The organism is Burkholderia sp. AU33423, assembly GCF_002223135.1.
GTDB lineage: Bacteria > Pseudomonadota > Gammaproteobacteria > Burkholderiales > Burkholderiaceae > Burkholderia > Burkholderia lata_D.
Window position 1 is genome coordinate 944,982 of record NZ_NKFH01000005.1, and the last position, 24,385, is coordinate 969,366.

Here is a 24,385-nt window from a genome sequence, read left to right on the forward strand (position 1 = left end):
GTTTCATGCTGAAACACGGCCTGGCCGTCCTGCTCGCGAGCATCGCGCTCGCCGCCCATGCGCAGAGCCCCGCACCGGCCTCCGTCGCGTGGGAGATCCAGGTCGCACGCGACGGTCAAACCATCGACACGTTCCAGCAGCGCACCACCGTGGGTCAGACCCGTACCGATACTCATCGCTATCCGTCCGCCGTGCCGGTCGGCTGCGGCAACGCCGCGCGCGTCGTGCCGACCGAGCGCTCGCGCTCGGTGACGGTCGCGCCGCTCACCGTCGATGCCGGCGCGAATACGGTGTCACTCGCGCTCGACGTGCAGGAAACGATCGACGACGAAGGCGCGAAGCCGGCCGATCCGTGCGTGCCCGCGTCGCCGCGGCAAATCGTCGCGAGCCACCCCGGCCTGACGGTCGGCGCCGACGCGTGGACCGACTGGACGCTCGTCGAGCAACATCCGCACCTCGTGTACCGCGTGCGTGCGCACGTCGCGAAGGATTGAGCGTCATGTCCGCCGACGCCCTGTCCCTGCCGTTCGCCGAACCGCACGCCGCACCCGACGAAATCACCGCCGTCAGCTGGAACCTGCACAAGGGCCGCTCGCCGCTCGGTTTCACCGCATGGAACGCGATGCGCAACTGGATGCAGTCGACGCACGCCGACGTGTATTTCCTGCAGGAAGCGATGGCGCGCCGCATGCCGCGCCCCGTGCTCGCGCCCGGCTTCGGCGCACCGATGGACGACGCGGTCGACGACATCTGGCACTGCCAGGCCACCGAGATCGCGCATGCGCTCGACTGGCAGATCGCGCTCGGTCCGAACGTGTTCAAGCCGTCGTGGCGGCACGGCAATGCGATCCTGTCACCGCATCCGCTCGACCTCGGCGGCCGCTGGGACATCTCGGCGCACCGTTTCGAGCGGCGCGGCCTGCTGGTCGCGCGCGCGACGCTCGCGGGCGCCCGCCCGGTCACGCTGCTGTGCGCGCACCTCGCGCTCACGCGTGCCGCACGGCTGCGCCAGATGCACTGGATCGCGCACTGGATCGTGCGCAACGCAGGCGACGGCCCGCTGATGCTCGCCGGCGACTTCAACGACTGGCGCAACGATTCGGTCGCGCTGTTCGGCGAGATCGGGCTGTCCGAGGTCGCGACGCTGCTCGGCGAATCGGGCCGCACGTTCCCCGCGTTCTCACCGGCGCTCGCGCTCGACAAGATGTTCGTGCGCGGGCTGACGCCGCTCGAATGGCGCGCGCCGTCCGGCGAGGCCGCGTGGCTGTCGGACCACCTGCCGTACATCGCGCGCCTGCGCCTCGAGCCGCAATAGGGCTCCCCCAGCTCGGCCCGATCTCAGCCGGATTGCGCGCCGCCAAAGCGCGGCCGCGCGGCGCGCGCTACATTAACGACTTGCCTATTCCGCTCCGCCCCGCCGCCGGGCCGCGCCGCCATGACCTACCTGCCGATCCTGCTGCAAATCGCCGTCGTCTATCTCGTCGCGGCGATCACGCCCGGCCCGAATTTCTTCATGATTTCGCAACTGTCGCTCGCGGGCCGCCGCAGCCTCGGTGCCGCGTCGGCGCTTGGCGTCGGCACCGCGTCGATCGCATGGGCGACGCTCGCGATGCTCGGCCTCGCCGCCGTGCTGCACCAGGTCGAATGGCTGTACGAGGCGATCCGGATCGGCGGCGCCGTGTACCTCGTGTATTTCGGCTTCAAGCTGCTGCGCGCGGGCGTGCGCCGCGATACGGCGCCGGCCGACGCGCCCGACGACCGCGCACCGCTGGCCGCGCCGCACGCGCGCGACTACCTGCGTGCGTATCGCAGCGGCCTGTTCACCTGCCTGACGAACCCGAAATCGTGCGCGTTCTGGACCAGCGTGTTCGCGGCGATGCTACCCGCGCACGTGCCGCTGTGGTTCAACGGCGCGGTGCTGGTGACGATCGGCGTGCTGTCGGCCGGCTGGTATTCGTGCGTCGCGTACCTGTTCGCGAGCCCGCGCGCGCAGCGCGGCTACCGGCGCGTGCGGCGCCCGCTCGACGCGCTGTGCGGCGTGGCGCTCGTCGGCCTCGGCGCGAAACTCGCGGCCGAGCGCTGAAAAACCGAAAGGCAATTGAAATAATTCGTTGCGCCAAATCCGCGCGGCCACGGGGGTCAAGCCCGCGAACGGCGTCAACAGGGTAAAATAACGAGTTCCTCAATCGTCTGTCATCGAGAAGGCGCGTGTCCGACGCGCCGGCCGGCCGATCCGTGATCGGGCCGTCGCACTCGGTTTTTTGCCCGTTTTTGGGCCCGTTACTCGCGTTCGCCACGCGCGTCCGTTTTCAAAGCCATGAGCAAATACGACACCGCCACCGTCCAATCCGTCCATCACTGGACCGACACGCTGTTCAGCTTCACCTGCACCCGTGAGGCGAGCCTGCGCTTCAACAACGGCGAATTCACGATGGTCGGCCTCGAGGTCGACGGCAAGCCGCTCGCGCGCGCCTACTCGATCGTCAGCCCGAACTACGAAGAGCATCTCGAATTCTTCAGCATCAAGGTGCAGAACGGCCCGCTGACGTCGCGCCTGCAGCACCTGAAGGTGGGCGACACGGTGCTGATCGGCAAGAAGCCGACGGGCACGCTGGTCGCCGACAACCTGCTGCCGGGCAAGACGCTGTGGATGCTGTCGACGGGTACGGGCCTCGCGCCGTTCATGTCGATCATCCGCGATCCGGACATCTACGACCGCTTCGACAAGGTGATCCTGACGCACACGTGCCGCCTGAAGGGTGAGCTCGCGTACATGGACTACATCAAGCACGACCTGCCGGGCCACGAGTACCTGGGCGACATCATCAAGGAAAAGCTCGTCTACTACCCGACGGTCACACGCGAAGCGTTCGACAACGAAGGCCGGATCACCGACCTGATCGCAACGGGCAAGCTGTTCACCGATCTCGACGTCCCGCCGTTCTCGCCGGAAAACGACCGCGTGATGCTGTGCGGCAGCACCGCGATGCTGAAGGACACGACCGACCTGCTGAAACAGGCCGGCCTCGTCGAAGGCAAGAACAGCGCACCGGGCCACTATGTGATCGAGCGCGCGTTCGTGGACTGATCGATCCCCAAATTTTGCGCATCATCAAGGACCGGAGCAAAAGCTCCGGTTTTTTTTCGTCCCTACTTGGCGAATTCGTAACAAATTGGGATCATCTCATCTCAAATAGTTACATTTGGATACGTCCTCGTCCGGTGCTCGGGTGTCAGTGTTTTTCCTACAACACCTTCATCCCGATTATTCACATTTACCCTTAAATGTCCGCCCGACATGACCTTTTCAGAAATTTTGAGATATTATTCGCCGCGCGCGGTTGCCGTTCGGATGAGAGTGGAAGGGTCGGATGCAAGTGTTACAAGACGTAACTTTTGTTACCTCGGCAGGGGGCGATTCTCTGGCGGCGACCGTCATCGAAACGGCAGCCGATCCACGCAGCCAGCCGGTGTCTGAACCGCTTTCTGACAGCAGGGAGAGTCATGGATACGTCGCTTAACGCGCCTTTGGGCGCCCACGCCCCGTTCCCGTCGCAACAGCGCGTGCCGGGCTGCGTCGCGACTCCGCCCATTGCCGACGCCGCGTCGAAACGTGGCGCCTCCGCCGCGCGGATCGCAGCGCTGTCTGCCCAGTTGCTCGCCGCCGACGAAGCGGCCCGCCGCCATCTGGCCGGCGAACTGCACGACGGGCTCGGCGCCGAACTCACCGCTGCGCGATTCGCGCTCGCAAACGTTCAAACGTGGCTGCCGGCCGATGCGCCGGAGGGTTGCCTGCGTGCGCTGGAACTGGCGCAGCAGGCGCTCGACGCCGCGACCGACGCGAATCGCCGGCTGATCGACGAGCGCGACACGCCGGCGCTCGACGCGGGCCTGGTCGGCGCGTTGTCGTCGTGGGCCGACACCCATGCGGCCCGCACCGGCCTGCGCACCAGCTTCGTCTGTGCGGCCGACGCGCGCCTGACGCAGATCGCCGGGGCCAGCGCGCTCGCGGTGTTCCGCGTCGCGCAGGAAGCGTTGTCGAACGTCGCGAAGCACGCACGCGCGACGTCGGTCGACGTGCGGATCGCCACCGACGGCACGCACCTGTCACTGATTGTCTCCGACGATGGCACCGGTTTCCCCCGGCGCCGCCGCACCGGCTATGGTCTCGCCGGCATGCGCGCCCGCTGCGAGGCGTTCGGCGGCAGCTTCGAGACGGCCACGCCGGCAACCGGCCACGGCACGCGCGTCACCGCGCGCTTCGCTTGGGATTCGCTGCTCGCGGTGCCCGTCGCGGCCCGCCGCGCGTCGCTTTCGTGAGGGCGTCATGAGCCTGAACATCCTGCTCGTGGACGATCACGCGATCGTCCGGCAAGGGATCCGCCAGTTGCTGATCGATCGTGGCGTCGCGCGCGACGTCACCGAGGCCGAAACCGGCGGCGACGCGATGGCCGCCGTCGACAAACAGGAATTCGACGTGATCCTGCTCGACATCTCGCTGCCGGACACGAACGGCATCGAGGTGCTCAAGCGCCTCAAGCGCAAGCTGCCGCGCACGCCGGTGCTGATGTTCTCGATGTACCGCGAGGATCAGTACGCGGTGCGTGCACTGAAGGCCGGCGCGGCCGGCTACCTGTCGAAGACGGTCAACGCCGCGCAGATGATCGGCGCGATCCAGCAGGTCGCGGCCGGCCGCAAGTACGTGAGCCCCGCGATGGCCGAGGCACTCGCCGAATACGTGTCGTTCGAGAACGAACCGCTGCCGCACGAGAAGCTGTCCGACCGCGAATACCAGACGCTCTGCATGCTCGCGTCGGGCAAGCGGCTCACCGACATCGCGAACACGCTGTCGCTGTCCGTGAAGACGGTGAGCGTGTACCGGTCGCGGCTGCTCGAGAAGATGCGGCTGTCGAACAACGCGGAACTCACGTTCTACGTGATGAGCAACCGGCTCGTCGACATGGCGCCCACGGCCGGCGCCTGATTTCCCCGGCTCACCCGATTCGTCCGGGCCAGCGACGCGGCACATGCCGCGCCGCCGCCTGCTGTCGCCCGCCTGAAGCGCAAGCGCTTGTTTTATCGGACGATTTTGTGACGAACCGCTGCGCCGCAGCGGGTCTTGTGCGCCAAATCGGCTAAAATTGCGGGTTTTCACTCAGTCAGCGCTACCGCGCCCGCGCGCGCTGGCGATTCATCCGCAATGTCTCTCTTCCGCAAGAAAAACGTCGATCGCATGATCGCCGGCGCGCATGCCGCCGGGCTCAAGAAAGCGCTCGGCGCGATCGACCTCACCTTCCTCGGCATCGGCGCGATCATCGGCACCGGCATCTTCGTGCTGACCGGTACCGGCGCCGTGCAGGCCGGCCCCGCCCTGATGCTGTCGTTCGTGATCGCCGCGATCGCGTGCGGCCTCGCCGCACTGTCGTACGCGGAGTTCGCGTCGACGATCCCCGTCGCCGGCTCGATCTACACGTATTCGTACGCCACCCTCGGCGAGCTCGTCGCGTGGATCATCGGCTGGGACCTGATGCTCGAATACGGCCTCGCGTCGTCGGCCGTATCGGTCGGCTGGTCGGGCTACCTGCAGTCGCTGCTGCAGGGCTTCGGACTCACGCTGCCCACCGTGCTGACGGCCGCGCCCGGTGCGGTGCCGGGCGTCGTCACGTGGTTCAACCTGCCCGCGTTCCTGGTGATGATCGTGATCACGACGCTGCTGTCGATCGGCATCCGCGAGTCGACCCGCATCAACAACATCATGGTGTTCATCAAGGTGTCGGTCGTGCTGCTCGTGATCGCGGTCGGCGTGTTCCACGTGACGCCCGCGAACTGGAAGCCGTTCATGCCGCACGGCTGGAACGGCGTGTTCGGCGCGGCGGCCGTGATGTTCTTCGCGTTCATCGGCTTCGACGCGGTGTCGTCGGCCGCCGAGGAAGTAAAGAACCCGAAGCGCGACCTGCCGATCGGCATCATCGCGTCGCTCGCGGTGTGCGCGGTGCTGTACGTGACGGTCGCCGCGGTCGCGACCGGCATCGTGCCGTCGGCCCAGTACGCGAACATCTCGCACCCGATCTCGTACGCGCTGCAGAAGGCCGGTGAAACGTGGGTGGCGGGCTTCATCGATCTCGGCGCCGTGCTCGGCATGCTGACCGTGATCCTCGTGATGAGCTACGGCCAGACGCGCGTGATCTTCGCGATGTCGCGCGACGGGCTGCTGCCGGCAGCGCTGTCGCGCGTGCACCCGCGCTACGCGACGCCGTTCCTGACGACCTGGCTCGTCGGCCTGTTCTTCGGGCTGATCGCCGCGCTCGTGCCGCTCAACGTGCTCGCCGAGCTGATCAACATCGGCACGCTCGCCGCGTTCTCGATGGTGTCGATCGCCGTGCTCGTGCTGCGCCGCACGCACCCCGACCTGCCGCGTGCGTTCCGCTGCCCCGGCGTGCCGGTGGTGCCGATCCTCGCGGTCGCGTCGTGCCTGTTCCTGATGCTGAACCTGCAGCCCATCACGTGGGCCGCGTTCGGCATCTGGCTCGCGATCGGCCTCGTGATCTACTTCCTGTACTCGCGCCACCACTCGAAACTCGCGCACGGTCACCACGACGCGCACTGAGCGCCGCCGTGCCGCTCGCGGCACGGTACGCCCCCGCGGGGCCGGACGCCGGCCCCGCCCCCTCCCCGCCCTGCCTTCACCCGTCCCGCCGCCACGTTGCCTTTTCTGCAACGATCCGCGCGTCAATTCCGGTTCCCATTGGTTATTTTCCGAATGCCGATATATTCGATTCGGATCAGCATATTTATCGATTAAAAATGTAATTCGATTGAATTGAATATGAATAGACGAAAATAATCACGCGGCCGACATTGAACTCTTGCATTCGCCAACCTAGTATTCAGGTCGGCCGGTCTCACACCCTTCCCGCCTAGACCAGACGGGGCACGAGCCGCAGCAGGAGCGCGGCGGGATGCGATCGATTTCCTCGAAGCGCCTTTTTATAAGCACAACCTCATCGCGCATTCAAAAACGAATTTTCAGCATATTTTTAATTAAAAAATTCACGGCCTGATAATCCGGTCGACGGTATTTTATTGCCTCCGTCCGGAGGCATGTGCTGTACCTGTCCGAAGTTCAACAAGAACCAGAGAGGTCTGTCATGAGCAATACATTGGTCAACGTCACGGCGAAGGTCGAAATCAGCGCGGCCAACCAGACGATCGCGGGGCTCAAGGATTACCAAAGCAAGAACTGGGCGATCGGGCTGAACGGGGATACGCTCGCGCCGGACGGTTTCCTGACGTTCTTCACCGAGCGCAACCTGCCGTTCAGCTACTACGTCCGCGCGCGCGGTGTCTCGGTCGGCGAACCGAGCGCCTACCAGGCGAACATCGAGACGCTGACGCAGCACATCGCCGCGATTCGCGCGTCGGAGACGAACCAGGTCCAGGCGACCATCCGCGAGCTCGAGCTGTACAAGTCGCGGAACTGGGCGATCGGCCTGAACGGCACGACGCTGCAACCGGACAATTTCCTGCCGTTCTTCGGCACCCGCTCCGTGCCGTTCGAGTACTACGTGCGCAGCGGCGGCGTCGAGCTCGGCTCGCCGAGCGCGTATGACAACAACATCCGCAACCTGACGCAGTACCTGGGCTCGCTCTGACGGAGCGACCCGCCGGGCGGATGCGTCCGCCCGGCAACCTGCCGGCGGCCCGCCTCCAGCCGCCCTGCCCGCCTTCCTCGCTGCTGCGCTTCTCCCTTCCCGTTTTGCGCGTTCCGTCGTTGCCTGCACGCTTGCCGCGGCCGGTTCATAATCCCGCCATCGAACGACGGTCCCGGGCAGCGGGCCGTCCGGCAACAGGAAGAAGATGATGGAAAGCGTCGATCTCGATGTATTGAAATCCAGCGCTCGCTGGCTCGAAGAAGGGCGCCGCGTGCTGCTCGTGACGGTCGTGAAGACGTGGGGCTCGTCGCCCCGCCCCGAAGGCGCGATGCTCGCGGTGCGCGAGGACGGGCTCGTGGTCGGCTCCGTGTCCGGCGGGTGTATCGAGGACGACCTGATCGCCCGTGTGCACGCAAGCGGGATCGCGGCCGACGCACGCCCGGAAGCGCTCAAGTACGGCGTGACGGCCGAGGAAGCGCACCGCTTCGGGCTGCCGTGCGGCGGCACGATCCAGCTCGTGCTCGAGCCGCTCACGCGCGACAGCGGGATCGCCGCGCTGTGCGCGGAAGTCGAGGCCGGCCGCCTCGTCACGCGCACGATGACGCTCGCGACCGGCCGCGCATCGTTGTCGCCCGCGCAGGCGGCCGACGGGCTCGCGTTCGACGGCGAGCGGCTCGTGACGATCCACGGGCCGCGCTACCGGATGCTCGTGATCGGCGCCGGCCAGTTGTCGCGCTATCTGTGCCAGATCGCGGTCGGGCTCGACTACCAGGTGACGGTGTGCGATCCGCGCGAGGAATATACGGACGCATGGGACGTGCCGGGTACGCGCGTCGTGCACACGATGCCCGACGATACGGTGCTCGACATGAACCTCGATGCGCGTTCGGCGGTGATCGCGCTCACGCACGACCCGAAGCTCGACGATCTCGCGCTGATGGAGGCGCTGAAGACGCCCGCGTTCTACGTCGGCGCGCTCGGCTCGCGGCGCAACAATGCGGCACGGCGCGAGCGGCTGCGCGAATTCGACCTGAACGAAGCGGAACTGGCCCGGCTGCACGGGCCGGCCGGCATCTACATCGGCAGCCGGACGCCGCCGGAAATCGCGATCTCGATCCTCGCCGAGATCACCGCCGCGAAGAACAACGTGTCGCTGCCGACGATCCTGCAGGTCGAGGGCGCGAAGGCCGCGCGCGAGATCGCCGCGAACAGCGGCGCGGCCTGCGGGCTCTGATCGCCGCGACTCCGGCGCGCAGTCGCGCCGGGTACGCGTCCGCGACCGGCGAAGCGGACGAAACCGACGAAAGCGCCCGCGCCAGGCCGCCGATCAGGCCAGGCCGGCGGCCAGTGCCGCGGCGACCGAACCGACCACCAGCACGACGCCGACCGTGCGGCGCTTGTTCAGCTCGGTCCACAGCAGCACGCCGGTCAGCGACAGCAGGATCAGCGAGCCCGCGATCGTGTCCATCAACAGCACCCAGCCGAGATTCATCCCGACGCCGCGATGCAGGTTGTTCAGCGTCGTCAGGAACGTGTTGCCCGTGCGTTTCACCGCGACGTAGCCGTTGCCGACCCAGTATTCGGCCTGCAGGTTCTGGTGCGGGCCGAACAGGCCCATCTGCCAGTGCTCCGGCTGCATCACGCGCTTGTCGCCCCACGCGACGGGCTGCGCCGGCTCCTTGCGCATGCGGCCCGGCTTGCCGTCGAAATGCAGTTCGTGCTGCAGCCACTTCGTCATCGCGGCGGGCGTCTTCGGCGCCGGGTCCGGCAGCGCGATCTGCATCTCCTCGACCTGCGGCTCGCCGGTCGAAATCTTCAGCGGCGGCGCGCGGTGGTTGAGCAGCACGCCCGTCACGCCGAACAGCAACCCGAGCACCGCGCCCCACAGCCCGACCCAGCCATGCACCTTGCGCAGCCACTTGATGAAGGTCGCGCGGCGCGAACGCTGGCGGCGTGCGGCCAGTTCGTCGTCGCTCAGCGGGCGGGCCGCCGGGTGCAGCACGGTGACGCCCGCGCGGGAAGCCCCCGTCCGGGGCGGATTGATCGTTTCGGGCGCGTTCACGCGAGAGGTTCCATTCGTTCAAAACAACGGGCGGCGCGCAAAGCGTGCGCGCCGCCCGGGCAGCATGAAAATGAGAATGGATATCATTACACAAATCTATTACAGGCTCAATCCGCCCGGGTACGCCGCGGCAAGCCCGTCGAGCGAGGAAATTCGGGCGAAGCACGACCGTTGCAGCACGATGCCGATCGATAGGCGAAAAATACCGACAGAATGACCTTGCAAGGTCAAGGCGGCATTTCGTAAGAAATCGCGCGGCGCAGCGCCGTTCAGCGCAGCGGCGGCAGCGGAAAGCGCGATGCGGCGGCGTCCGGCGCGGGGTCGGCACGGTCGAGCGAGTACAGCCACGCGAGCAGATCCGCGACTGCCTGGTAGAGCTGCGGCGGAATCCGGTCGTCGAGATCGACCTGCATCAGCAGCGACACCATCTCCGGCGCCGTATGCACGTATAGCCCGGCGTCATGCGCGCGCGCGACGATCATCTCGGCGAGCGCGCCGTAGCCCTTCGCGACCACGCGCGGCGCGGCATCGCCGCCCTTCGGATCGTAGACGAGCGCGGCCGCGCGCTTGCGGGACGTCATGCTCATGTCAGCGCCTCGTCGTCGGTATCCGGCGCACGCGCCGCCGGGCCGCCGGCCGAGGCCGACGCCGAGCCGCGCGCATACGCGGCGGCCGCCGCCTGGGCCGCAAACAGGTCGAAGCCGTCCGGGCCGTCGTCGACTGCGCGGATCGACAGCCCGCCCACCTTGAGCCCCGACACTTCGAGCCGCTGCCGCAGCGCCGCCTCGTGCCGCGTGAGGCGGTCGGCACCCGTCTGGTTCGCACGCAGCCGCGCGACGAGCTGCGTGCCGTTCAGCACCAGCTCCGCGTCGACCGTGCCGAGCGACGGCAACGTCAGCGTGAGGCGCGTGCGCCAGGCCATGCCGTCGCCCGTGTCACCGTCACCGCGCGACGCACGGTTGCCCGGATCGTCGGGCTCGATCGTCCAGTCGAGCCGCGCGCCGGGCCACGCCTCGCCCGCCCAGCGGAACTGGTCGGTCGCGAGCGCGTCGAGCTGCTGCCTGACGAGCGGCACGGTGGCCGGATGCACGGTCGCGACCGTCTGCGCCGGCGAATCGGACGACGCGGCGGCCAGCTCGGCCCGCGCGGGCGTCCAGCGCGCATCGGGCCGATCGCCGAGCAGATCGGCCGTATCGTGCGGCAGCGACGCCCCTTGCCGCGCGCCTGCCGGCAACGCCTGTGCGGGGTCCCGAGCCGGCGCGCCGCCCTGGGCCGGCGTGCCCGGCGGCGCGGTTGCGCGCGCGGTCGCGGCCAATGGCGGACGCGGCTCGAGCAGCTCGTCGAGCAGGTCGGTCGAGCCGTGCCGTGCGGCATCCGGATCGGCCGGTGCGAGCGCGGCCGCGAGGCGCGCCTGCGGCTCGCGCATCAGCGCCGCGAGCGGACGCTGGCCGGCCAGCCACTGCGCGAGATGAGATTCGTAGAAAAGGCCGCTTTCGCTCACGGCCTGCGCGAGCGCCGCGCGCAGCGCCGCGACGGGCAACGTCGCCGCGGCTTCGCGTGTTGCCGCAGCCGACGACGCAGCAGTTGAAGCGGGCGTGGACGGCGCTGCCGGATCGGCAGCGGCTGGCGCGCGGGCCGGCGCAGCCGTGTCGGTCAACAGCACGGCGGGGTCAGCCAGCAGCGGCGCGCGCCCGGCGATGGCCGGCGTCGCGTCCCCGCCGGCGCGCGAGATCGCGTCGAGCACGCGCCCGACATCGGACAGTGCAGTCTGGGTGGAAGCAGGCGGTGCGGCAGGCGGAGTGCCGGCCGACGGCGTGGACGACGCGCCGGTGCCCGGCGTGCCGACCTGCGAGGTCACGCCGCCGCCGGCGGGCGCCGACACGGTGCCGGTCAGCAAGCTGTCGAGGCGGCTCGCCAGCAGCGCGGCCGCAACGGAGTCGATACCGGTCATGATCGGAGCCTGCTTATCTCAGCCACATCGTTGCGAATCCGGGAACGGCATGCCGGTGCCGTCCGCGGGAACTGCGCGCCTGCCGCAACGGGCTCGTGCGCCCCCGCGCCCGTTTCCCCGGAAACGGGCCCTACCCGCGCGCGCGGTAGAGATCGGTCAATACCTGGGTCGAGCGCCGCGCCTCGAACAGCGCGGACAGCCGCGCGAGGTCCGGGCTCGCGAGATCGCGAATCGCGGCGTCGTCGGCCAGGATGCGGCGGATCAGGTCGAGCTTGCGGCCGAGATCCGATTCGTCGAGCACGACGCCCGGATCGGCTTCCTTCAGCCCGTCGACCAGTTGCATGAATTCGGCCTGCAACTCCGGCAACGCGCTCCAGTCGGCGCTGCGGGCAGCGCCCAGCATCCGGCCCGACACGGCGGCGAGCGCCTCGTAACGTTCGAAGTATTCGGCCTTGCGATTCATCTCGATGCTTCCACTGCCTGTTGCGCGGCCATCCGCGCGACTTCCGGGGCGATCCCCGTCCATGCTTCCTCGAGCGTCGCGAGCAGCCTGTCGACCTCGACCAGCATCGCGTCGCTCGCCTGCGCATTGGCTTCGAGCAGACGCCGGCCGATATACGCATACAGCGCGTCCAGCCGCTCCGCGATCTCGCCGCCCGCATCGAGGTTCAGCGACGCCTTCAGCCCGCTGTCGACGATCCGGATCGCCTTGCTGATCGCTTCGCCGCGCGCGGATACATTGCCTTGCTGCAAATGCATGCGCGCCAGCGCAACCGCCTGCCGCGCGCCCTGGTACAGCATCGCGATCAACCGGTGCGGGGAAGCGCCCATCACCCCGGTCTCGACGCCGACACGCGCGTATGCACTGGCTCCAGCGTGTCCTGGGGAAAACATGCGCTTCTCCTTGTTGTGCCTTGGCTATACGGGAACCGCCGCCGTGCATCGCACGACGCGGCCTTCACCGGAGTTATCGGAAGGGATTGGGAAAGCTTTAGGCAAGCGGCGCGTGCCGCCTGGCGCAGCCAGGCCGGCCCGCAGCCCAGGCCGGATGGCCGTCCACGGATCGCTTTCCCTGAATAGCCGCCGTGTCAAACCGCCATCTGCATGATGTCGTTGTAAGCGCTCACCAGCTTGTTGCGGACCTGGAGCCCGAACTGGAAGCCGATGTTGGCTTTCTGCATGTCGACCATCACGTCGTTCAGCGACACGTTCGGCGCGCCGACCTCGAACGCCTGCGCCTCGCCGAGCGCGTGCTGCTGGTCGCCGCTGATCTTGTCGAGCGACGCCTTCATCGCGCTGGCGAACGTGCTGGCCGTCGCCGCGCCCGAGCCGGCCAGTGCCGCCGCCGGGCTCGCGACGCCGCCTGACGCCTGCGCGGCCATCGACTGCATCTGTTGCACCACCGAACCGATTCCGCTGACGTTCGCAGTCATGCTGTCCCCAAAACTGAGAGAGAGACCCGGACGCACCGGGAGATCCGCCGGTGCCGCACCACGCGCACCATGCCGGATTCCGAAAAAGGATAGCAGCGCGCCGCGCGTCAAAGCCGAGAAAGTACGGGGGAAACCCCGCTCTTTTCGGTCGATCGGAGTCGGGCCCGGGTCACGATAATCGCATCGTGTCATTGTCCGCCCGCTCGTCCGAGCGAGCTCAGTCGTCCCGCTCCGGAGAAACTCGACGCATGGATTCGCAGGCCAACTCGCTGATCAACCCAGACGCCCGCGGGGGCCTCGCCAGCCCGGCGCCCGGCGCCGCCGCGGCCGCCGCGTTGCCGGGCGCGGGTGGCGCAGGCGCGGACTTCGGGCTTGGCGGCTTCGCGGAACGCATCCCCGGCATCTCGCGGATGAAGGGCAACCCGAAGCTGCCGTTCCTGATCGCCGTCGCATTCGCGGTCGCCGTCATCACCGCGCTCGTGCTGTGGAGCCGCGCGCCCGACTACCGCGTGCTGTACAGCAACCTGTCGGATCGCGACGGCGGCGCGATCATTGCCGCGCTCCAGCAGGCAAACGTTCCCTACAAGTTCGCCGATGCCGGCGGCGCGATCCTCGTGCCGTCGAGCCAGGTGCATGAAACGCGCCTGAAGCTCGCCGCGATGGGGCTGCCGAAGGGCGGCTCGGTCGGCTTCGAGCTGATGGACAACCAGAAATTCGGCATCAGCCAGTTCGCCGAGCAGATCAACTACCAGCGCGCGCTCGAAGGCGAGCTGCAGCGCACCATCGAATCGATCAACGCCGTGCGCGGCGCGCGCGTGCATCTCGCGATCCCGAAGCCGTCGGTGTTCGTGCGCGACAAGGAAGCCCCGAGCGCGTCGGTGTTCGTCGACCTCTACCCGGGCCGTGTGCTCGACGAGGGGCAGGTTCAGGCAATCACGCGGATGGTGTCGTCCGGCGTGCCCGACATGCCCGCGAAGAACGTGACGATCGTCGACCAGGACGGCAACCTGCTGACCCAGACCGCGTCGGCATCCGGCCTCGACGCGAGCCAGCTCAAGTACGTGCAGCAGGTCGAGCACAACACGCAGAAGCGCATCGACGCGATCCTCGCGCCGATCTTCGGCGCCGGCAACGCGCGCTCGCAGGTCAGCGCGGATCTCGATTTCTCGAAGATCGAGCAGACGTCGGAAAGCTACGGCCCGAACGGCAATCCGCAGCAATCCGCGATCCGCAGCCAGCAGACCAGCAGCGCGACCGAGCTGGCGCAGGGCGGCGCGTCGGGCGTGCCGGGCGCGCTGTCGAACACGCCGCCGCAGCCGGCCTCCGCGCCGATCGTCGCCGGCAACGGCCAGAACGCGCCGCAGACGACGCCGGTCAGCGACCGCAAGGACCAGACGACCAACTACGAGCTCGACAAGACGATCCGCCACACCGAACAGCCGATGGGCAGCGTGAAGCGGCTGTCGGTCGCGGTCGTCGTCAACTACCAGCCGGTCGCCGACGCGAAGGGCCACGTGACGATGCAGCCGCTGCCGCCCGCGAAGCTCGCGCAGGTCGAACAGCTCGTGAAGGATGCGATGGGCTACGACGAGAAGCGCGGCGACTCGGTGAACGTCGTGAACAGCGCGTTCTCCACCGCGAGCGACCCGTACGCCGACCTGCCGTGGTGGCGCCAGCCGGACATGATCGCGATGGCGAAGGAAGCGGCGAAGTGGCTCGGCATCGCGGCGGCCGCGGCGGCGCTCTACTTCATGTTCGTGCGCCCGGCGATGCGCCGCGCATTCCCGCCGCCCGAACCGGCCGCGCCGGCGCTCGCCGCACCGGACGATCCGGTCGCGCTCGACGGCCTGCCGGCGCCGGAGAAGGCGGAGGAACCCGACTCGCTGCTGCTCGGGTTCGAGAGCGAGAAGAACCGTTACGAACGCAACCTCGACTACGCGCGCACGATCGCCCGCCAGGATCCGAAGATCGTCGCCACCGTCGTGAAGAACTGGGTGTCCGATGAACGCTGAAGGCTTGACCAAGAGCGCGCTCCTGCTGATGTCGATCGGCGAGGAAGAGGCCGCGCAGGTATTCAAGTTCCTCGCGCCGCGCGAGGTCCAGAAGATCGGCGCCGCGATGGCCGCGCTGAAGAACGTCACGCGCGAGCAGGTCGAGGACGTGCTGCACGAATTCGCGAAGGAAGCGGAGCAGCACACCGCGCTGTCGCTCGATTCGAGCGACTACATCCGCTCGGTGCTGACCAAGGCGCTCGGCGAGGACAAGGCCGGCGTGCTGATCGACCGCATCCTGCAGGGCAGCGACACGAGCGGCATCGAGGGCCTGAAGTGGATGGACTCGGCCGCCGTGGCCGAACTGATCAAGAACGAGCATCCGCAGATCATCGCGACGATCCTCGTGCACCTCGACCGCGACCAGGCGTCGGAAATCGCGTCGTGCTTCACCGAGCGGCTGCGTAACGACGTGATCCTGCGGATCGCGACGCTCGACGGCATCCAGCCGGCCGCGCTGCGCGAGCTCGACGACGTGCTGACGGGCCTGCTGTCCGGCAGCGACAACCTGAAGCGCAGCCCGATGGGCGGCATCCGCACCGCGGCCGAAATCCTGAACTTCATGACGAGCGTGCATGAGGAAGGCGTGCTCGAAAGCGTGCGCCAGTACGACGCCGAACTCGCGCAGAAGATCATCGACCAGATGTTCGTGTTCGAGAACCTGCTCGACCTCGAGGATCGCGCGATCCAGATGGTGCTCAAGGAAGTCGAGTCGGAAACGCTGATCATCGCGCTGAAGGGCGCGCCGCCGGCACTGCGCCAGAAGTTCCTCGCGAACATGTCGCAGCGCGCGGCCGAACTGCTCGCCGAGGATCTCGACGCGCGCGGCCCGGTACGCGTGTCCGACGTCGAGACGCAGCAGCGCCGCATCCTGCAGATCGTGCGCAACCTGGCCGAAAGCGGCGCGATCGCGATCGGCGGCAAGGCGGAAGACGCGTATGTCTGATTCGGCGAGCGATCGCGCGGGCACCCTCACCGCCTACCAGCGGTGGGAGATGGCGTCGTTCGACCCGCCGCCGCCCCCGCCGCCGCCCGACGACGCGGCAGCGGCCGCCGCCGCGCTCGCCGAGGATCTGCAGCGCGTGCGCGACGCCGCGCACGCCGAAGGCCATGCGGCCGGCCACGTCGAGGGCCAGGCGCTCGGCTACCAGGCCGGTTTCGAGCAGGGCCGCGAACAGGGTTTCGAAGCCGGCCAGGCCGACGCGCGTGAACAGGCCGCGCAGCTCGCGGCGCTCGCCGCGTCGTTCCGCGAGGCCGTGTCGACCGTCGAGCACGATCTGGCCGCCGATATCGCGCAGCTCGCGCTCGACATCGCGCAGCAGGTGGTCCGCCAGCACGTGAAGCACGACCCGGCCGCGCTGGTTGCCGCCGTGCGCGACGTGCTCGCGGCCGAACCCGCGCTGTCCGGCGCGCCGCATCTCGCGGTGAATCCGGCCGACCTGCCCGTCGTCGAAGCCTATCTGCAGGACGATCTCGATACGCTCGGCTGGAACGTGCGCACCGATGCGTCGATCGAGCGCGGCGGCTGCCGCGCGCACGCCGCGACCGGCGAGGTCGACGCGACGCTGCCCACGCGCTGGCAGCGCGTCGCCGCCGCGATCGGCAAGGTGAGCACGTGGTGACGCGGCCGCCCGAGGCGCTCGCGCACGACGGCATGACGCCGCTCGAGCGCGAACTCGCGCTCGCGTCGTTCGGCCCGGACGCGCACAACGCCGCGCTGGACACCGCTCAAGACGCCACCCAGCCCCTCACCACTGCGGCGGCCGAGGCGGCCGAGGCCGCCGGCGCCACGCCGCGCGCCCCGCACAACCCGCATCTCGCGCACTGGCGCACCCACCTGAACGGGCTCGCCGCGCGCAGCCGGCGCGCGCTGCCGCTGCGGCCGTGCGGGCGCCTGACGCGCGCGGCCGGCCTCGTGCTGGAAGCGATCGGGCTGCGCCTGTCGGTCGGCGCGGAATGCACGATCGAACTGCCGCCCGGCAGCACGCTGCCGCACGCGGAAGCGGAAGTCGTCGGCTTCGCCGGCGATCGCCTGTTCCTGATGCCGACCACCGACGTCGCGGGCGTGCTGCCCGGCGCGCGCGTCTGGCCGCGCGAAAGCGCGCCCGTCGCCGATCCGCTCGCGGGCGCGAAGCGGCTGCCGGTCGGCTGGGAAATGCTCGGGCGCGTCGTCGACGCGTCGGGCCGCCCGCTCGACGGCCTCGGCCCGCTCGCGTCGAAGGTCGACGCGCCGCTGTCGGCGCCGTCGATCAACCCGCTCGAGCGCGAACCGATCCACCACGTGCTCGACGTCGGCGTGCGCGCGATCAACGCGCTGCTCACCGTCGGCCGCGGGCAGCGGATGGGCCTGTTCGCGGGCTCCGGCGTCGGCAAGTCGGTGCTGCTCGGCACGATGGCGCGCTATACGAGCGCGGAAGTGATCGTGATCGGGCTGATCGGCGAACGCGGCCGCGAAGTGAAGGAATTCATCGAACAGATCCTCGGCGAGGACGGGCTCGCGCGCTCGGTCGTCGTCGCGGCGCCGGCCGACGTGTCGCCGCTGCTGCGGATGCAGGGCGCGGCCTACGCGACGTCGCTCGCCGAGTATTTCCGCGACCAGGGCAAGCACGTGCTGCTGCTGATGGATTCGCTCACGCGCTACGCGATGGCGCAGCGCGAGATCGCGCTGGCGATCGGCGAGCCGCCCGCGACGAAGGGCTACCCGCCGTCGGTGTTCGCGAAGCTGCCCGCGCTCGTCGAGCGCACCGGCAACGGGCCGGAAGGCGGCGGCTCGATCACCGCGTTCTACACGGTGCTGACCGAAGGCGACGACCAGCAGGACCCGATCGCCGATTCGGCGCGTGCGATCCTCGACGGCCACGTCGTGCTGTCACGCGCGCTCGCCGAGGCCGGCCACTATCCGGCGATCGACATCGAGGCGTCGATCAGCCGCGCGATGACCGCGCTGATCGACGAAACGCACCTCGACCACGTCCGGCAGTTCAAGCAGATGCTGTCGCGCTACCAGCGCAATCGCGACCTGATCGCGGTCGGCGCGTACGCGCCCGGCCGCGACGCGCAGCTCGACCGCGCGATCGCGCTCTATCCGCGCATCGAGGCGTTCCTGCAGCAGGGCTTTCGCGAATGCGCGCCGTTCGCGTCGAGCCTCGCCGGGCTCGATGCACTGTTCGACGCTTACGGAGGCTGATCCAGATGGCACACGGCTTTCCCCTTCAGTTGCTGCTCGACCGCGCGCAGGAGGATCTCGATTCCGCCACGAAGCAGCTCGGCACCGCGCAGCGCGACCGCACCGCGGCCGCCGAGCAGCTCGACGCGCTGCTGCGCTACCGCGACGAATACCACGCGCGCTTCTCGCAATCCGCGCAGCACGGGATGCCGGCCGGCAACTGGCGCAATTTCCAGGCGTTCATCGATACGCTCGACGCCGCGATCGCGCAGCAGCGCAGCGTGCTGGCCGCGGCCGAAATCCGTATCGACGAAGCCCGCCCGAACTGGCAAAACAAGAAACGCACCGTCGGCTCGTTCGAAATCCTGCAGGCGCGCGGCGTCGCGCAGGAAGCGAAGCGTGACGCCCGGCGCGAACAGCGCGACGCCGACGAACACGCCGCGAAGATCCTGCGCATGCGGGCCGACGCGGCCCGTTCGTCGTAACCGACCACCGCCTTCGAACGAGAGAACCGACATGCCTCCCCTGCCCCTGCTCGGCGCGCTGCTCGACACCGCCGGCACCGCACTCAAGGCCGCCCGCGGCTCGGGTTCGTCCAGCGCCGCCGGCAACGATGCCGCGACCACGACGACCGCCGTGCCGTTCGCGCAGACGCTGAAGCAAAGCGTCGCCACGCGTCGCGATACGTCGAATTCCGGCGTGCCGGATGCGTCGACGCAACAGGCTTCGTCGAAGCCGGCCGCCGGCACGAAGCCGTCCGCCACCGAAGACGACGACACGACCGACGATACGACCACGACTGCCGCCATCAACCCCGACGCGGCCGCGCTCGCGGCGGCTGCGGCCGTGCAGGCGCAACTGCAGGCGCGCACGGACAACGCGATGCCGGCCGATGCGGCTGCCGCCGCGGCCGCTGCGCAAAAGACGGCCGTGTCCGGCCAACCCGATGCCACGGCCACGCTGGCGGATCACGCGGCCAAGGACGCGGCGGCGGCCACCCAGGCCGCACCGGCAACGAGCCGCGATGTGCTGCAGGAAGCGCTCGCCAAGCTGACGGGCGGCTCGGGCGCGATCGCGATGCCCGCGGCCGGCACGACGGCGTCCGCACCCGCCGCGACCGCGGCGACCGGCACCGCCGCGCCGCTGACACCGAAGGTGCCGACCTTCGACCGCACGCTCGCCGACGCGAAGGGTGCGCTCGCCACCCAGCAAACGCCGGTACAAGCCACCGCGCAGGCGCTGCAGGCCAACGCGAACGCGCAGTCGGGCGAGCAGCACGCGCTCGCGGCAGCCAGCGACGCGGCGGACCCGGCCGCCAGCGCGACGCTCGCGGCCGGCGCCACGGCTGCGGCCGCGGCCCAGGCGAACCTGCAGCTGTCGCCGGCCGCGGGGGCGATCGCCGCCGCGAACGCGCACGTGCTCGCACCGCACATCAGCACGCCGGACTGGACGGACGCGCTGAGCCAGAAGGTCGTGTTCCTGTCGAATGCGCACCAGCAGAGCGCCGAACTGACGCTCAATCCGGCCGATCTCGGGCCGCTGCAGGTCGTGCTGCGCGTCGCGGACAACAACGCGCACGCGCTGTTCGTGTCGCAGCACGCGCAGGTGCGCGAAGCGGTCGAAGCCGCGCTGCCGAAGCTGCGCGAGGCCATGGAAGCGGGCGGGCTCGGACTCGGCAGCGCGACCGTCAGCGACGGCGGCTTCGCCTCGCAGCAGCAGAACCCGCAACAATCCTTCGCCGGCGGCCAGCCGTCGCGGCGCGGGAGCGGCGGATCGTCAGCCGGCGATGCACCGGTCGGCGTTGCGCAATCCGCACCGGCCGCCGCGAGCGTGAGCCGCGCCGGCCTCGTCGATACATTTGCCTGAGCATGGCCGCCGCCGTGCGCGCGCCGCTCAGCGGCCGTGCACCGCCGCGGCTGCCTCGCCGCGCGGCGCCGCGCCCTTGCGCGTGGCGACGATGAAATCCGCCGCGCGTTCGCCGATCATCACCGACGGCGCATTCGTATTCCCGCCGACCAGCGTCGGCATCACCGACGCATCCACCACGCGCAACCCTTCGACGCCGCGCACGCGCAGTTGCGGATCGACGACCGCGCGCGCGTCCGAGCCCATCCGGCAGGTGCCGACCGGGTGGTAGATCGTGTCGGCATGCTCGACGATCGTCTTGCGCAGTTCCGCTTCGCTCTGGTCGGCCCGCGTGTACAGCTCGCGCCCGCCCTGCGACGCGAGCGGCGCCTGCGACAGGATCTTGCGCATCGCCTGCGTGCCGCGCACGAGCAGGTCGAGATCGCGCGAATCGCTGAAGAAGCGCGGGTCGATCAGCGGCGCGTCGCGTGCATCGCCGCTCGCGAGCGCCACCGTGCCGCGGCTGAACGGCCGCAGCGCGCACACGTGCAGCGAATAGCCGAAACCCCAGTGCATCTTGCGGTTGTGGTCGTCCACGAGTGCCGTGCAGAAATGCAGTTGCAGGTCGGGACGTTCGAGCGACGGATCGCTCTTGATGAAGCCGCCGGCCTCCGCGACGTTGCTCGTCATCATCCCGGTGCGGCTCGAGAAATAGCGCGCGAGCGCGGGCGTCATCTTCGCGATCCCGCGCAGGCACACGCCGACCAGTTCCGATGAATTCACGCGCGTATTGATGATGAAATCGATATGGTCGATCAGGTTCGTGCCGACGTCCGGCGCATCCTGCACGACCGCGATCCCGTGCCGGCGCAGCTGCTCCGCAGGGCCGATCCCGGAACACATCAGCAGTTGCGGCGAATTGAACGCGCCGGCCGACACGATCACTTCCGCACGCGCGTCGAGCGTCTCGACCCGCCCGTTGCGCGCGAGCGCGACGCCGGCCGCGCGCTTGCCGTCGAACGTGACGCGCAGCACCGTCGCATCGGTGATCACGTGCAGGTTCGGCCGGTTGCGGCCATAGATGTACGCGCGGGCGACGCTGCAGCGCGAGCCGTCGCGATGCGTGACCTGGTAGAAGCCGACGCCTTCCTGCGTCGCGCCGTTGAAGTCGTCGTTCAGCGGATAGCCGGCTGCATGCGCCGCCTGGATGAATCGTTCGGAGAACGGATTGCGAAAGCGCAGATCCGACACCGTGAGCGGGCCGTCCGCGCCGTGCCACGCATCGGCGCCGCGCGCGTTGCCTTCCGCGCGGCGGAAATACGGCAGCACGTCCTGCCAGCCCCAGCCGGTCGCGCCGAGCTGCGCCCATTCGTCGTAGTCGCCCGGGTGGCCGCGCGTGTAGATCATCGCGTTGATCGCGCTCGAGCCGCCCATCCCGCGCCCGCGCGGCTGGTAGCCGCGCCGCCCGCCGAGGCCCGGCTGCGGTACCGTCTCGTAGCCGTAGTTCGTGCCGAGCTTGAACGGCACCAGCGCCGCGATGCCGACCGGCATGTTGACGAGCAGGTTGCGCTCCGTGTGCGAGCCGGCCTCGATCAGCGCGATCGTCGCATCGGGGCAGGCATCGGCGAGACGGCCTGCCAGGCTCGACCCGCCCGAACCGCCGCCGACGATGATGTAGTCGTATTGCATGTCACGTCTCCGTCGTGTCATGGAAGGCGCCCGGCACCGCCGCGCGACCGCGTCTCCTCTTTGGAGGGTCTGTTTGCAGATGGAACACGCATGCGAATGCCCGAAATCGCTCGTCCCCCAAGGGGACTTCCTTCGGGGCGTATGGCAAGGAGCGAGGAGCGCCGTTTGGCCGAGCCAAACAAGCGACGAGCGACGCCGCCATACGGGCGATTTCGGGCATTCCCGTGACATGATTTTTTTAATTTGGGGTTGCCATGAGAACGGCCGCTCGCCGCGTTGCGCTCCTTGCGAATACGTCACGCGCCTCGCGAGCGGCCGTTCTCATGGCAACGCATGCGTGTTCCATCTGCAAACAGACCCTCGGGGCATTGTAGGAATGGCCGTCCCGCGCACGGCGCGCCAATTCAAGAGCGATTCCTCTAAACGCTCGCGTGAACTAAATTTAAGATGTATCGATTCGCTTTGCGCGACGCGCCGGCCACGAGAAGCCGATCCGTCGCGAAACGGGAGTGACGACGATGCAGCGCCAGGTTCTGCAGGCCGCGTGGCGACCGGGTGGTCCGGATGCGATGCGCGCAGCCTGCATTTCATTTCAAACGGCTGCCCGCGCGGAGATGCTCGGCGTCATGCGCGCAGTCGATCGAAATCGAACGGCACGTGTCGTCGCCGACCGTTTGGACGGTGTGTCGCCGCAGCGGCACGATGCGCCGCGGCATGATTTGACGGACCTGTCGCGCTGCTCCGCTTCGGTGCGCCGACAGGTAGTCGCGCTTCGGCATCGCGTGCTCGGCAACAGTCGCATCGCGCTACCTGCACATGCGCATCGACACGGTTTCCGGATGCACACACCGTCGCGTGGATGCGACGCCCGCTGCACGCTTCAACCGGTTTTCGAGCACACGTCGCATCGGCCCCGTGCCGCGCGACCCGCACCATCCCGATCCGCGTCGCCGCGCTCGCCGAGCGTGCGCGTGCGGCGTGACGGCCGGCCGACCCGCCTGGCCCAACTGGAGGAGACGACATGAAGAACGAGCTGCCCGAACTGGCCCCGCAAGCCCTGCCGTCGGTGGACACGCTGACGGCGCTGCTGCGCGACCAGCGCGCGGCCTACCTGCGCGCGCCGTATCCGGCATGGGAAACGCGCGTGCAGCACCTGCGCGCGCTGCGCACGATGCTGATCGACCATGCGGATGCACTCGCCGAAGCGATCAGCGCCGATTTCGGTCATCGCGCGAAGCAGGAAGTGCTGCTGTCGGAAATCTGGATGGCGAAGGAAGAGATCGACGACGCGCTCAAGCACGGCAAGCGCTGGATGAAGCCGATCCGCAAGCCGATGAACAAGTGGCTGCGTCCGGCGCGCGCGAAAGTGATTCCGCAGCCGCTCGGCGTGGTCGGCATCGTCGTGCCGTGGAACTACCCGGTACTGCTCGCGGCCGGCCCGCTGATCTGCGCGCTCGCGGCCGGCAACCGCGCGATCATCAAGATGTCCGAACTGACGCCGCGCACGTCGGCGCTGTTCGAGCAGCTCATTGCCAAGACCTTCACGCGCGACCACGTCGCGGTCGTGAACGGCGATGCGGAAGTGGGCGCCGCGTTCAGCGGGCTGCCGTTCGATCATCTGCTGTTCACCGGCTCGACGCACGTCGGCCGCCACGTGATGCGCGCGGCCGCCGACAACCTCACGCCCGTCACGCTCGAACTCGGCGGCAAGTCGCCGGCGATCGTCGGCCCGAACGCGCGCTTCGATGCGGCCGTCGACGCGATCGTCGCGGGCAAGACGCTGAATGCAGGCCAGACCTGCATCGCGCCCGACTACGTGCTGCTGCCGCGCGGAATGGAAGCCGCGTTCATCGAGCGCGCGCGTGCACGGTTCGCGAAGATGTATCCCGACCTGTCGGCCAACGGCGACTACACGACGATCGTGTCGCCGCGCCACTACGCGCGGCTGCAGCAGCTCGCGAGCGACGCGCAAGCGGCCGGCGCGCAGCTGCATCCGCTGTCCGATGCGCAATCCGATCCCGCATCGCGCCGCTTCGTGCCGTGTGCGATCACGCGGGTGCCGGCCGCGTCGCAACTGATGCAGGAGGAAATCTTCGGGCCGCTGCTGCCACTCGTGCCGTACGAACGGCTCGACGAAGCGATCGCGTACGTGAATGCACGCCCGCGTCCGCTCGCGCTCTACCTGTTCGACGAGGACGGCGGCACGATCGACCGCGTGATGCGCGAAACGATCTCGGGCGGCGTGTCGATCAACGAAACGCTGATGCACATCGCGTGCGGCAGTTTGCCGTTCGGTGGTGTCGGTGCGAGCGGCATGGGCGCCTATCACGGCTACGACGGCTTCGTGACGTTCTCGAAGATGAAGCCGGTGCTCACGCAGGCGCGCCTGAACGCGCGCAACCTGCTCGCGCCGCCGTACGGCAAGCGCTTCGCCGCACTGATCAAGCTGATGCTGAAGTTCTGAGCGGAACGGGCCGCGCGCGTCGCGCCGCGGCCCGCACAGGCATGCCGCGCGGCGAGGGTGCCGCGCGCGCCG

General features: G+C 68.8%; 24 protein-coding genes. 16 read left to right on the forward strand and 8 right to left on the reverse strand.

The features are described from left to right. Positions 1-5: 5 nt before the first annotated feature. From CFB50_RS16930 to CFB50_RS16970, 9 genes are all read left to right on the forward strand, one after another. A complete protein-coding gene (locus tag CFB50_RS16930; protein WP_069249097.1) occupies positions 6-494 on the forward strand; it encodes a hypothetical protein in 489 nt (162 codons plus the stop codon). A 5-nt stretch (positions 495-499) separates the two neighbouring features. Next, positions 500-1,315: an endonuclease/exonuclease/phosphatase family protein gene (locus CFB50_RS16935; protein WP_069249098.1), complete on the forward strand. Its 816-nt coding sequence runs from the start codon at positions 500-502 to the stop codon at positions 1,313-1,315. A gap of 120 nt (positions 1,316-1,435) precedes the next feature. Beyond that, the gene (locus CFB50_RS16940) at positions 1,436-2,083 is read left to right on the forward strand and encodes a LysE family translocator (protein ID WP_089446608.1); all 648 of its coding nucleotides are present in this window, start codon (positions 1,436-1,438) and stop codon (positions 2,081-2,083) included. Positions 2,084-2,317: 234 nt separating this feature from the next. After that, positions 2,318-3,088 (forward strand): ferredoxin--NADP reductase, encoded by a 771-nt coding sequence (locus CFB50_RS16945; protein WP_034179295.1) that lies wholly within the window; start codon positions 2,318-2,320, stop codon positions 3,086-3,088. Positions 3,089-3,504: 416 nt separating this feature from the next. Further along, a complete protein-coding gene (rqpS, locus tag CFB50_RS16950; protein WP_069249100.1) occupies positions 3,505-4,320 on the forward strand; it encodes a quorum system sensor histidine kinase RqpS in 816 nt (271 codons plus the stop codon). Between the two features lie 7 nt (positions 4,321-4,327). Next, positions 4,328-4,984 (forward strand): response regulator transcription factor RqpR, encoded by a 657-nt coding sequence (gene rqpR / locus CFB50_RS16955; RefSeq protein WP_039354771.1) that lies wholly within the window; start codon positions 4,328-4,330, stop codon positions 4,982-4,984. Positions 4,985-5,200: 216 nt separating this feature from the next. Beyond that, entirely contained in the window at positions 5,201-6,607 is a 1,407-nt protein-coding gene (locus CFB50_RS16960) for an amino acid permease (RefSeq protein ID WP_069249101.1), read from the forward strand. Positions 6,608-7,148: 541 nt separating this feature from the next. Continuing rightward, on the forward strand, positions 7,149-7,652 hold the full coding sequence (locus CFB50_RS16965; protein WP_069249102.1) for a hypothetical protein: 504 nt from the start codon (positions 7,149-7,151) through the stop codon (positions 7,650-7,652). A gap of 208 nt (positions 7,653-7,860) precedes the next feature. Continuing rightward, positions 7,861-8,886: an XdhC family protein gene (locus CFB50_RS16970; protein WP_039354764.1), complete on the forward strand. Its 1,026-nt coding sequence runs from the start codon at positions 7,861-7,863 to the stop codon at positions 8,884-8,886. A gap of 93 nt (positions 8,887-8,979) precedes the next feature. On the opposite strand, the gene CFB50_RS16975 is transcribed toward CFB50_RS16970, so the two are convergent. The 6 genes from CFB50_RS16975 to fliE all read right to left on the reverse strand — a co-directional run bounded on the left by CFB50_RS16975 (position 8,980) and on the right by fliE (position 13,098). After that, complete coding sequence (locus CFB50_RS16975) at positions 8,980-9,714, reverse strand: PepSY-associated TM helix domain-containing protein (protein WP_089446609.1); 735 nt, start codon at positions 9,712-9,714, stop codon at positions 8,980-8,982. 269 nt (positions 9,715-9,983) lie between these two features. Next, complete coding sequence (locus CFB50_RS16980; RefSeq protein ID WP_089446610.1) at positions 9,984-10,301, reverse strand: EscU/YscU/HrcU family type III secretion system export apparatus switch protein; 318 nt, start codon at positions 10,299-10,301, stop codon at positions 9,984-9,986. After that, positions 10,298-11,665 (reverse strand): flagellar hook-length control protein FliK, encoded by a 1,368-nt coding sequence (gene fliK / locus CFB50_RS16985; protein ID WP_089446611.1) that lies wholly within the window; start codon positions 11,663-11,665, stop codon positions 10,298-10,300. The genes CFB50_RS16980 and fliK overlap by 4 nt, the downstream gene beginning before the upstream one ends. A gap of 130 nt (positions 11,666-11,795) precedes the next feature. Beyond that, positions 11,796-12,128, reverse strand: coding sequence for a flagellar protein FliT (locus CFB50_RS16990; RefSeq protein WP_069249106.1), 333 nt, complete (start codon positions 12,126-12,128; stop codon positions 11,796-11,798). After that, positions 12,125-12,559 (reverse strand): flagellar export chaperone FliS, encoded by a 435-nt coding sequence (gene fliS, locus CFB50_RS16995; protein ID WP_069249107.1) that lies wholly within the window; start codon positions 12,557-12,559, stop codon positions 12,125-12,127. The genes CFB50_RS16990 and fliS overlap by 4 nt, the downstream gene beginning before the upstream one ends. 194 nt (positions 12,560-12,753) lie before the next feature. Further along, positions 12,754-13,098 (reverse strand): flagellar hook-basal body complex protein FliE, encoded by a 345-nt coding sequence (gene fliE / locus CFB50_RS17000; RefSeq protein WP_089446715.1) that lies wholly within the window; start codon positions 13,096-13,098, stop codon positions 12,754-12,756. A gap of 248 nt (positions 13,099-13,346) precedes the next feature. Here fliE and fliF point away from each other — a divergent pair, with 248 nt between their 5' ends. The 6 genes from fliF to CFB50_RS17035 are packed head-to-tail and all read left to right on the forward strand — an operon-like array spanning position 13,347 to position 20,181. After that, on the forward strand, positions 13,347-15,110 hold the full coding sequence (gene fliF, locus CFB50_RS17010; protein ID WP_089446612.1) for a flagellar basal-body MS-ring/collar protein FliF: 1,764 nt from the start codon (positions 13,347-13,349) through the stop codon (positions 15,108-15,110). Continuing rightward, on the forward strand, positions 15,100-16,095 hold the full coding sequence (fliG, locus tag CFB50_RS17015; RefSeq protein WP_069249110.1) for a flagellar motor switch protein FliG: 996 nt from the start codon (positions 15,100-15,102) through the stop codon (positions 16,093-16,095). Before fliF ends, fliG begins: the two co-directional genes overlap by 11 nt. Further along, positions 16,088-16,771, forward strand: coding sequence for a flagellar assembly protein FliH (gene fliH, locus CFB50_RS17020; protein WP_089446613.1), 684 nt, complete (start codon positions 16,088-16,090; stop codon positions 16,769-16,771). The genes fliG and fliH overlap by 8 nt, the downstream gene beginning before the upstream one ends. Before the next feature lie 32 nt (positions 16,772-16,803). After that, positions 16,804-18,336 carry a flagellar protein export ATPase FliI gene (fliI, locus tag CFB50_RS17025; protein ID WP_373452961.1) on the forward strand — a complete coding sequence of 511 codons (1,533 nt, stop codon included), beginning with the start codon at positions 16,804-16,806 and terminating at the stop codon, positions 18,334-18,336. A 5-nt stretch (positions 18,337-18,341) separates the two neighbouring features. Then, positions 18,342-18,800, forward strand: a complete 459-nt coding sequence (gene fliJ / locus CFB50_RS17030) for a flagellar export protein FliJ (protein WP_069249113.1) — start codon at positions 18,342-18,344, stop codon at positions 18,798-18,800. A 31-nt stretch (positions 18,801-18,831) separates the two neighbouring features. Next, entirely contained in the window at positions 18,832-20,181 is a 1,350-nt protein-coding gene (locus CFB50_RS17035; protein WP_089446615.1) for a flagellar hook-length control protein FliK, read from the forward strand. Positions 20,182-20,208: 27 nt separating this feature from the next. On the opposite strand, the gene CFB50_RS17040 is transcribed toward CFB50_RS17035, so the two are convergent. Both CFB50_RS17040 and CFB50_RS17050 read right to left on the reverse strand, forming a co-directional pair. Next, complete coding sequence (locus CFB50_RS17040) at positions 20,209-21,849, reverse strand: GMC family oxidoreductase (protein ID WP_089446616.1); 1,641 nt, start codon at positions 21,847-21,849, stop codon at positions 20,209-20,211. Positions 21,850-22,436: 587 nt separating this feature from the next. After that, positions 22,437-22,628, reverse strand: coding sequence for a hypothetical protein (locus tag CFB50_RS17050; protein WP_179254196.1), 192 nt, complete (start codon positions 22,626-22,628; stop codon positions 22,437-22,439). A 242-nt stretch (positions 22,629-22,870) separates the two neighbouring features. Here CFB50_RS17050 and CFB50_RS17055 point away from each other — a divergent pair, with 242 nt between their 5' ends. After that, positions 22,871-24,313: a coniferyl aldehyde dehydrogenase gene (locus tag CFB50_RS17055; RefSeq protein WP_089446618.1), complete on the forward strand. Its 1,443-nt coding sequence runs from the start codon at positions 22,871-22,873 to the stop codon at positions 24,311-24,313. Positions 24,314-24,385 lie beyond the last annotated feature (72 nt).